Source organism: Mesorhizobium sp. M7A.F.Ca.US.011.01.1.1, assembly GCF_003998295.1.
Classification (GTDB): Bacteria; Pseudomonadota; Alphaproteobacteria; order Rhizobiales; family Rhizobiaceae; genus Mesorhizobium.
Window position 1 is genome coordinate 21,855 of sequence record NZ_RZRT01000059.1, and the last position, 9,264, is coordinate 31,118.

At 62.8% G+C, this 9,264-nt stretch carries 8 protein-coding genes; 4 read left to right on the top strand and 4 right to left on the bottom strand.

Annotated features, from left to right (window positions below):
• Window positions 1-9: 9 nt before the first annotated feature.
• Entirely contained in the window at window positions 10-690 is a 681-nt protein-coding gene (locus tag EOA13_RS30865) for a DsbA family protein (RefSeq protein ID WP_127297188.1), read from the top strand.
• 37 nt (window positions 691-727) lie between these two features.
• On the opposite strand, the gene EOA13_RS39035 is transcribed toward EOA13_RS30865, so the two are convergent.
• On the bottom strand, window positions 728-1,165 hold the full coding sequence (locus tag EOA13_RS39035; protein WP_245490530.1) for a hypothetical protein: 438 nt from the start codon (window positions 1,163-1,165) through the stop codon (window positions 728-730).
• Between the two features lie 595 nt (window positions 1,166-1,760).
• Between EOA13_RS39035 and EOA13_RS30875 the strand changes: the two genes are divergently transcribed.
• Window positions 1,761-3,659 (top strand): ABC transporter ATP-binding protein/permease, encoded by a 1,899-nt coding sequence (locus EOA13_RS30875; RefSeq protein WP_164780439.1) that lies wholly within the window; start codon window positions 1,761-1,763, stop codon window positions 3,657-3,659.
• A 272-nt stretch (window positions 3,660-3,931) separates the two neighbouring features.
• Window positions 3,932-5,296 carry a magnesium transporter gene (gene mgtE, locus EOA13_RS30880; RefSeq protein ID WP_127297190.1) on the top strand — a complete coding sequence of 455 codons (1,365 nt, stop codon included), beginning with the start codon at window positions 3,932-3,934 and terminating at the stop codon, window positions 5,294-5,296.
• Between the two features lie 66 nt (window positions 5,297-5,362).
• Here mgtE and gor read toward each other — a convergent pair whose 3' ends face one another.
• The 3 genes from gor to rpiA form a co-directional block, all read right to left on the bottom strand.
• A complete protein-coding gene (gene gor, locus EOA13_RS30885; protein ID WP_127297191.1) occupies window positions 5,363-6,754 on the bottom strand; it encodes a glutathione-disulfide reductase in 1,392 nt (463 codons plus the stop codon).
• Window positions 6,755-6,870: 116 nt separating this feature from the next.
• A complete protein-coding gene (locus EOA13_RS30890) occupies window positions 6,871-7,473 on the bottom strand; it encodes a DUF2059 domain-containing protein (protein ID WP_127297192.1) in 603 nt (200 codons plus the stop codon).
• Window positions 7,460-8,191 (bottom strand): ribose-5-phosphate isomerase RpiA, encoded by a 732-nt coding sequence (rpiA, locus tag EOA13_RS30895; protein ID WP_127297193.1) that lies wholly within the window; start codon window positions 8,189-8,191, stop codon window positions 7,460-7,462. Before rpiA ends, EOA13_RS30890 begins: the two co-directional genes overlap by 14 nt.
• A gap of 321 nt (window positions 8,192-8,512) precedes the next feature.
• On the opposite strand from rpiA, the gene EOA13_RS30900 reads away from it, so the two are divergent.
• A complete protein-coding gene (locus tag EOA13_RS30900; protein ID WP_127297194.1) occupies window positions 8,513-9,196 on the top strand; it encodes a phosphoglycolate phosphatase in 684 nt (227 codons plus the stop codon).
• Window positions 9,197-9,264 lie beyond the last annotated feature (68 nt).

Below are 9,264 nucleotides of genomic sequence, written 5' to 3' on the forward strand. Positions count from 1 at the left end.
GAGATCGAGATGAGCGAATTGAACGCCATCACCGTCGATGTGGTATCCGATGTCGTCTGCCCCTGGTGCTTCATCGGCCAGAAGCGGCTCGACAGGGCGATTGCCGCCGTCAGCGATGTCGACGTGCATGTCCGCTGGCGGCCGTTCCAGCTCGATCCGACCATTCCGCCCGAAGGCAAGGACCGCCGCGAATACATGCTGGCAAAATTCGGCAACGACGAGCGCATCCGCGAGATTCACGCCCGCATCGAGCCGCTGGGCGAAATCGAAGGCATCTCGTTCGCCTTCGACGCCATCAAGGTGGCGCCGAACACGCTGGATGCGCACCGGCTGATCCGCTGGGCAGGTGCCGCCGGCGAAGCCATTCAGAACAGGCTTGTGCGCCGGCTGTTCCAGCTGAATTTCGAGGAAGGCGCCAACATTGGCGATCATGCCGTGCTGGTCGAGGCCGCGCGCGAAGCCGGCATGGATGCGTCCGTGGTCGCCACGCTTTTGCCAACCGAGGCCGATGTCGAGGCGGTGCGCACCGAGATCGCCACCGCGTCGCGCATGGGCATTTCTGGTGTACCGTGCTTCCTGCTCGAGGACAAATACGCGGTCATGGGCGCACAGGATGCCGATACGCTGGCCGATGCCATTCGCCAGGTGGCGGCCGCCAAGGCGCGCGGCGAACTGGAAAAAGCCGGCTGAGCCGACCGCCCTCTACTGTCCGCGACAGCAGGAAACGTTACTTCACCGTCGCCTTGGCCTTGCTGATGAAAAATCCGTGGCCGTTCGTCGCAGTGCAGGACAGTCCCTTGGTTGACGACTGGCACGAAAACGGCCCGGCGCTCCAGCTGTTGCCGTAGCCAAGCTTGTCGACATCGCTGCAGCAGCCCTGCTCGCCTGGGTTCTTGATCAGCGTGGCTGGCCCCTTCGGACCCAGGATAATCGTGACGTAGCTTGGCTCGACGCGCGAGCAGCTCAGCTCCGGGCCACCATCCCTTGGCTCATAGGTGCCGGTGCCGCCTTTGGGCGTGTAGATGCAGCCGATGTTGCCGGACGGCGTGTTGAACTCGATCTGGCCTTCGGCGCTGGCCGGGATGCTCTGCTGGCCGGCATGCGCCAAAGGTACGAGGGGAAGCCAAGCGAAGAGGGACAGGATTGCGGCCGCGCGTGCAAGCATTGGGAGCTTCCTTGTTGGAGAACCGAACATGCATGAGTGTCGACGATGCCAGGCAAGGTTCAATCCCAAGCGGATGAATTGTCAAACGCAGTTCATCAGCCGATCCGACAAGAGCGCCGCTCCGCCGATTCTCCGGTCACGTCCTGCCTCCGGCAAGGACGACAACGGCAAACCGGCGAAGTCACGAACGGCAATTCTCGGGTGTTCGGGTCAACCCGCTTTGAGAAAAGCGCTCGGTCCGGACGCTTTTGAGTTCACAAAACCGTGTGAAACACTTCCCTAAGGGAAGCCGTTCCAACGTTGCGTTTCTCCAACTCAAACATTTGAAATCAAAAGCGATATCGTGATTTTTGCCTATCGTTGTCGCTATATTTCAGCGTGTAATCTGTTGCCTCACGGCAACGGCTGCCGGGGCAATCCGGTCGGCCCGGTTTTAAATTAATGGAAAATGATCAATTGGTGTTACCATCCGTAACAAAAGAAAAAAGGTTTGGGCGGGATCGTGATTCGGGTCGGTAGACCATCGCAAGAGTCAGTACCGGAAAAAACACCTCGCGATGCCGCAGGGCGATCGCTTCTGACGCCGGTGTCGTCGATGCGCAGCTTCTGGGGCCTGATGCGGGCCTACTGGGTTTCCGACCGCTGGAAGGAAGCCTGGACGCTGACGCTGGTGATCGCACTGCTCACGGCGCTGTCCAGCAAGGCCGGTGTTTGGTTCGCCGAAGCCTCCGGCGAACTGGTCAACTCGATCGCCTTCTTCCATGACGCCGCCAACACCACGCCGCTTCGCTCGCTGCTGGTCAATGCCGGCGTCCTGGTGCTGCTGGTCGTGCTCAAGGACGCCGGCTTCACCGGCATCCGCAGCCTCGTGTCAGCGACATTGCACCGCAAATGGCGCGGCTGGCTGGACAGCCGCTTCAACGAAGCGCTGCTCGACACCAATCATACGCATTTCCACGCCCAGCATGGTTCGTCCGGCAATGCCGCTCCCGACAACATCGATCAGCGCGTCCAGGAATCGATCAAGGACATGACCGGCGGAGCCATCGGCCTCGCCATGGGCGTCCTGGGTGTTGCCACATCGCTTTATTTCGTCGGCCAGAAATTGCTTGAAAACTCGGCGGAAGTGAAAGGGCTGGAATTTCTGGGCAGCTACGGCAGCGCGGTTTTGGCTTTCCTGGCGGTCGCCACCTACGTGCCGCTGAACACTTGGATCGCGGTCAAACTGGGTCGTCTGCTGGAACGGCTCAACGTCAGGATGCAGCAATCCGAAGGCAGCTATCGCGGCGAGTTGACCACTTTCCTGCGTCGCAGCTTCCATGTCGCGGCCTCGCAAGGCGAGGATGTGCAGAAGACGATGCACAATCGACTTTATGTCGACATCGACCGCACTTGGGCGCGGCTGAATATCGTCAACACAGGCTACAATTCGTTCGAGCTGATCTACAATTTCATTGGCGCCCGCATTGTCGCCTATGGACCTGGCCTGGTGCCGTTCATCCACAACGGTTTCGATCTCAAGGGCTACATAACCGGCTCCGAACTGGTCAATTCGCTGATCAGTCAATGCTCCTGGTTCATCCACGTCATGCCGAACATCGCAACGTTGCGCGCCAACAGCCAGCGCGTCATCGAATTGGCGCAGGCGATCGAGAATGTCCAGCATCCGCAAGAATTCTACAGCCAGACCGGCCGCTCCGATTTCCACTACACCAGCCAGAACCCAGTTTTTGGCCTGACCATCCAGAAGCTCGAACTGGCGCATCAAGGCGAGGATGCGACGCCCTTCCTCAGCGCCGCCAATCTGCGCTTCCGGCGCGGCGAATGGACTTTCCTGAAGGGCGAGTCCGGCTGCGGCAAGACTTCGCTGATCAAGGCGATCAACGGCCTGTGGCCCTATGGCCGCGGCACCATCGTCTTCCCCGAGGGCGTCAAGAGTTTCTATGCCGCCCAGGAGGTCAAGCTGCAGCAGGTGACGCTGAAGCAACTGGTCTGCCTTCCGGGCTCCGAGCGCGACCATGGCGACGCGCAGGTCGCGTCGGCGCTGCACAAGGCGGGGCTCGGCGACTTTATCGAGCACATGGCCGACGAAAGCCGCGAAGGCAAAAGCTGGGACCAGGTGCTGTCGGGCGGCCAGAAACAGAAGCTGGTGGTGGCCCGCATCGTGCTGCAGCAGCCGGGGCTGCTGTTCCTCGACGAGGCGACCGGCGCGCTCGACCCCGACGGCAAGGTCGCCTTCCACCAGGCCATCAAGGACAACTGTCCCGATGTCACGGTGATCAGCGTCATGCACGAGGCGGTGGCGCCGAGATCGATGACGGGCAGCGAATTCTATCATAGCATCGTCGCGATCGCCGACGGCGTCGCCACCAAGAAGCCGCTGGTTCCGACCCTGCCCGCCGAACTCACCACCATTCTGGTGCAGCCAAGGCCGGTCCCAAGGCCGGTCGAAGACAAGTGGCTGCGCTTCTCGCGCCGGCTGAAACAGAAATAACGGTTATTCCACCCTGGTCGGCCTGGTCGAATGGCGCCGGCGATCACAGTCTCGCGATCTTGGCCGCTCGTCGGCATTTTCCCTCCTCACCGCGATTGACACGGCAAGGCGCGCTCCTATGTTGCGCCCGCTTGCAGATAGTAAAAACGCGAACCCGCAAGCGGAAAGGTCACCGCGCCATGCCTGGCGACAGTCACAGTCGAACGCAACAGCCGTCCGCCCTGACGTGACCTCACATGGTTCATGTCCTGCCGGACGGCAAGGAGTGAGCCATGAACGAATTTACCGCCGTAGCCAGCGACGAGGCCGTCGCGATTGCCCGTATCCTAGCCAACGATCACGTCGCCGACATTGTCGAGGCCCTGAACAGGGAGCCTCGAGAGACCGCGACGGAACTGCTCTGTGAAGTGACGTTCGAACGTCTGGTCGAGATCTTCGATCAGCCGGAACTCGACGGCGCGTCCGAACTCATGGAGGCGCTGCCGCGCGCCAAGGCGGGCAAGCTGCTCACCGCGATGTCGGTCGACCGTGCCGCCGACATCCTGCGCGAGCTGGAAGAGCCGGCCCGTTCCGAGCTGCTTGGCGGGCTTGCGCCGCCGCTGCGCGCAACGCTGCTCTCCATCCTCGGCTATCCCGAAGGCAGCGCCGCATCGATCATGACCACGGAGTTCGTCAGCGTGCCCTCGGACTGGACCGTCGGGCAAACGCTCGACTACATCCGCAAGGTGGAGCGGACGCGCGAAACCGTGTACGCGATCTATATCGTCGATCCGCAAACGCACCTGCTTGTACGCTCGACGGGTCTGCGCCGGCTGATCACCGGGGAGCCCGACGATTCGATCATGACGGTGGCGCCGGATCATCTTCCGGTGACGGTCGGTCCGCTGACAGATCGCGAAACCCTGGCGCAGACGATCTCCAAATACGATCTGCTCGCCGTTCCGGTCGTCGACCATGGCAAGATCCTCGGCATCGTCACCATCGACGACATCATCGACACGATGATCGCGGAGACGACCGAGGACGCGCACCGTTTCGGCGGCATGGAGGCGCTGGACGAGCCGTACATGAAGATGAGCTTCCTCGCCATGATCAAGAAACGTGGCGGCTGGCTGTGCGCGCTGTTCATCTCGGAGATGCTGACGGCCAACGCCATGCAGAGCTACGAGGGCGAGCTGGAGAAGGCGATCGTGCTGACGCTGTTCATCCCGCTGATCATGAGCTCCGGCGGCAATTCCGGCTCGCAGGCGACCTCGCTGGTCATCCGCGCGCTGGCGCTGCGCGAGATCGGTCTTGGCGACTGGTGGCGGGTGGCGCTGCGCGAGCTGCCCACCGGTCTCGTGCTGGGCGTCATGCTCGGCGTGGTCGGCGTCTGCCGCATCGCGCTGTGGCAATATATGGGCTTCTACGATTATGGCCCGCACTGGCCGTTGATCGCCACGACGGTCGGCGCGGCACTGGTCGGCATCGTCACCTTCGGCTCGCTGTCGGGGTCGATGCTGCCGTTCGCCTTGAAACGTATCGGCTTCGACCCTGCCAGCGCATCGGCGCCGTTCGTCGCCACGCTGGTCGATGTCACCGGGCTGGTGATCTACTTTTCGGTGGCGCTGGTGATCCTGCGCGGCACGCTGCTGTAGCCGTTTCCTTATCTCCGCCGCGGCAAATACCTTGCCGCGGCGGAGTTCCGCAGTCCGGCTTTGCCGTCAATCCACCGGCGCGCCGTCCTTCACGCGATAGGTCGGCTTGTACATGGTGACCAGTTCTTCCGCCGCTGTCGGATGCACGGCCATTGTGCGGTCGAAATCGTCCTTGGTCAGGCCGGCCTTCAGCGGGATGCCGAGAAGCTGCGCCATCTCGCCGGCGTCCGGCCCTAATATGTGAGCGCCAAGCACTTTCTTCGATGCGCCATCGACCACCAGCTTTATCAGCATCTTCTCGTCGCGCCCGGACAGGGTGTGCCGCATCGGCCGGAATGTGGCGCGGTAGATCTCGATGTCGGGAAAGCGTTTGACGGCATCGTCCTCCGACAGGCCGACGGTGCCGATCTCCGGCTGTGAAAAGACGGCGGTGGCGATCGTTTCGTGATCGGGCGCGGTCGGATTTCCCTTGAAGGCGGTTTCGATGAAACACATCGCCTCGTGGATCGCCACCGGCGTCAACTGCACGCGGTTGGTGACGTCGCCGATTGCCCAGATGCTGTCGATGTTGGTGCGGGAATATTGGTCGACGGCGATGGCGCCGGTCTTGGTCATCTCCAGTCCGATGCCTTCCAGGCCCATATTCTCGGTGTTGGGAATGCGGCCGATGGCCAGCATCACCTGGTCGACGGTCAGCACCTCGCCGCCGCTGACGAGCGCGTCGAGCCGGCCGTCCGGCCGCTTGCGGATCCATTCGGACACGGAATGGCAGAGGATTCTTATTCCCTTCTTTTCCATCGTTTCGTGCAGCATGCGCCGCAGGTCCATGTCGAACCGGCTGAGGATCTCCTTGCCGCGATAGACCAGCGTGGTGTCGACGCCGAGACCGTGAAAAATGTTGGCGAACTCGACGGCGATGTAACCGCCGCCCTCGATCATGATCGCCTTGGGCAGTTCCTTGAGGTCGAAAGCCTCGTTGGAAAAGATGCAATGTTCATGGCCGGGCAGCGCCGGATGCGCCGCGGGTCGGCCGCCGGTGGCAATCAGGATCTGGTCTGCTGTGACGGTGCGATCCTCACCCAGCAGATGCACGACATGCGGGTCGACGATTATGGCGCGCGAGTGGAAGGTCTCGCCCCCGGCGCCTTCGACGTTCCTGACGTAGATCGCCTCCAGCCGGCTGATCTCGCGATCCTTGTTGGCGACCAGAGTCTGCCAGTCGAAACTGGCTTCCGGCACCGTCCAGCCATAGCCGGCGGCGTCGGCAAAATGCTCGGGAAATTGCGAGGCATAGACATAGAGCTTTTTCGGCACGCAGCCGCGGATGACGCAGGTGCCCCCATAGCGGTATTCCTCGGCGATGCCGACACGCTTGCCGAGAGCCGCGGCGACACGCGCCGCCCTGACCCCGCCCGAACCGCCGCCGATGACGAAAAGATCGTAGTCGTAACCGGCCATGACGCGGCTCCCAAGCTTCAGAAATATGTCAGACAGGTAGGCCGCAAACCATCAAAAGAAAAGCCCGGACAGGCCGGGCTTTCGCGGGAGGCCGCAAGGCCATTTGAAATGCGGGATCAGTTGTTGTCCGCGGGGGCCGCGCCGTCGGCGGGCGCTGCGCCATCGGCCGGAGCGGCGGCTCCGTCGGCGGGCGCGGCAGGTGCTGCCTGCGCCTTTGCCTTGGCGGCTGCGGCCAGCGTTTCGCCGACCTGCTGGGCGAGATCGCGGCCGAGGCCGTTCTGCCAGATGTCGGCTGCCTTGACCAGTTCGCGGGTCACCGTCGGGCCGCTATCGAGCAGCTTCTTGCCCGAATCGGAATTGTAGAAGGCGGCGATGTCGGCCAGTTCCTTTTCGGAGAACACTTTTGCGTAGGCGAGTGCTGCTTCCTTCTCGAGGTCGGCGCGGCGCGAGGCCAGCGCCAGCGCCTTCTCGCTGATCGTCTTGCCGATCAGTTCCTGCATGTCCGGGTTCTTCTGGATCAGCTGCGATTCGAGCGCCGCGGCTGCCTGCGGCAGGATGTTGTCGAACGGGTCGGTCGCGTGGATCGCAGCGACCGCCGCGCGGGCGGCCTTCAGGTGCGATTCCGTGACATCCTGCGAAAACGCCGGCGAAGAGAAGGCGAAAACGGCCGAGGCCGCCAGAAGGACGGAAAGGCTGCGAACCCGGTTATGCAACGTCATGATCGGTAAAACTCCCTGGTTTTCGGGCGGCATGGACGGTTTGGATACCGTCGCCGCCGGCGATGATGGCCGCTGAAGCCAGCCCGATGAAAAGACCATGCTCGACCACGCCCGGAATGGCGTGGAGAGCATTCGAAAGCGCTCTTGTATCCGGAATGCGGCCAAAAGATGCATCGAGGATAAAATGGCCGCCGTCTGTAACAAAAGCCTGCCCCCCCGTCATCCTCAATGTGACCGGTCCGGAAAGACCGAGCTTTTCAGCTGCTGCGGCAACCGCGATTTCAGTGGCGCGCAGGCCGAACGGATTGACCTCGATCGGCAGCGGAAAACGGCCGAGCGTCTCGACCATCTTGGAGCGGTCGGCGATGACGATCATGCGCTGGGACGCCGCGGCGACGATCTTCTCGCGGAGCAGCGCGCCGCCGCCGCCCTTGACCAGGGTCAGTTCCGGGTCGACTTCGTCGGCGCCGTCGACGGTGAGGTCGAGCTCTGGCGTTTCCTCCAGCGTCGACAGCGGCACGCCAAGCTCGCGGCACAGCAACGCGGTGCGCTCCGAAGTCGGCACGCCGATGATGGTCATGCCGGTGGCGACCTTTTCGGCAAGCAGCCGCACGAACTCTTCGGCCGTGGTGCCTGTGCCGATGCCGAGCCGCATGCCGTCGCTCACATGGGCAAGTGCGGCGCGCGCGGCTTCGACCTTCAATTGCCTTGCATCCATGTCGGTAATTGCCCCGGAAACTCGCTGCCGGGCTCGTAGCATTTTTGCCGGTCCGGTCAAAGCCCTGGACGGCGCTTCTCCAGGTCATGCCTGTATAGGAATTATTTCCTTGACCGGTGAGGGCAGCTATGCTACATTTTTGTCCATGGTGCTGATTTGCGCCAACAACCCGCCGTCGAGGCGGGTTTTTCCATATCGGACGGCCCGCCGCGAATGCCCGGCCTGATGGGCAGGCCCTGCCTGAACGAACTGGCCCCGCGCTTGCCTTGACGCGCCGCAGCCGCTATCGCCTGCCCATTGCACACCTGCCCAGGACAGACCATGACCCGACCGATCATCGTGTTCGACCTCGACGGTACGCTGATCGACACAGCGCCGGACCTGCTCGACAGCCTGAACCACAGCCTGGCCGCCAGCGAGATCGCGGCGGTCGACGAAGCCGGCTTCAGGCGTTTTGTCGGCCACGGTGGCCGGGTGATGATCGAGCGGGCGCACGCCGCCCATCAGCGATCGCTTGCCGTCGAGGAGCACGACCGGCTGCTGAAACTTTTCCTCGACCACTACACGCTCAACATCCCCGGCAAATCGCGCCCCTATCCCGGTGTCGTCGAGGCGATCGCGCGCTTCGAGAAGGCCGGCTATATCCTCGCCATCTGCACCAACAAATACGAAGCCAACTCGCTGGCGCTGATCGAGGCGCTCGGCCTGACCAAACATTTCGCGGCCATCGCCGGCCAGGACACGTTCGCCTTCCGCAAGCCCGACCCGCGCCATCTGATCGAGACCATCAAGCTGGCCGGCGGCGACCCGCACCGCGCGCTGATGGTCGGCGATTCGCAAACCGACATCGACACGGCAAAAGCCGCCGGCATCCCGGTGGTGGCGGTCGATTTCGGCTACACCGACCGCCATGTCCGCGAATTCGAACCTTCGGCGGTCATCTCGCATTTCGACGCCCTGACGCTCGGTCTGGCGCAAAGGCTGATTGCCGCGGCTGGAAACTGACGGCGAGTGGCGCAGGCAATCGCATGTGGGCAAAGGCTTGCGCCCTACGGATACCCCCACCCCTACCC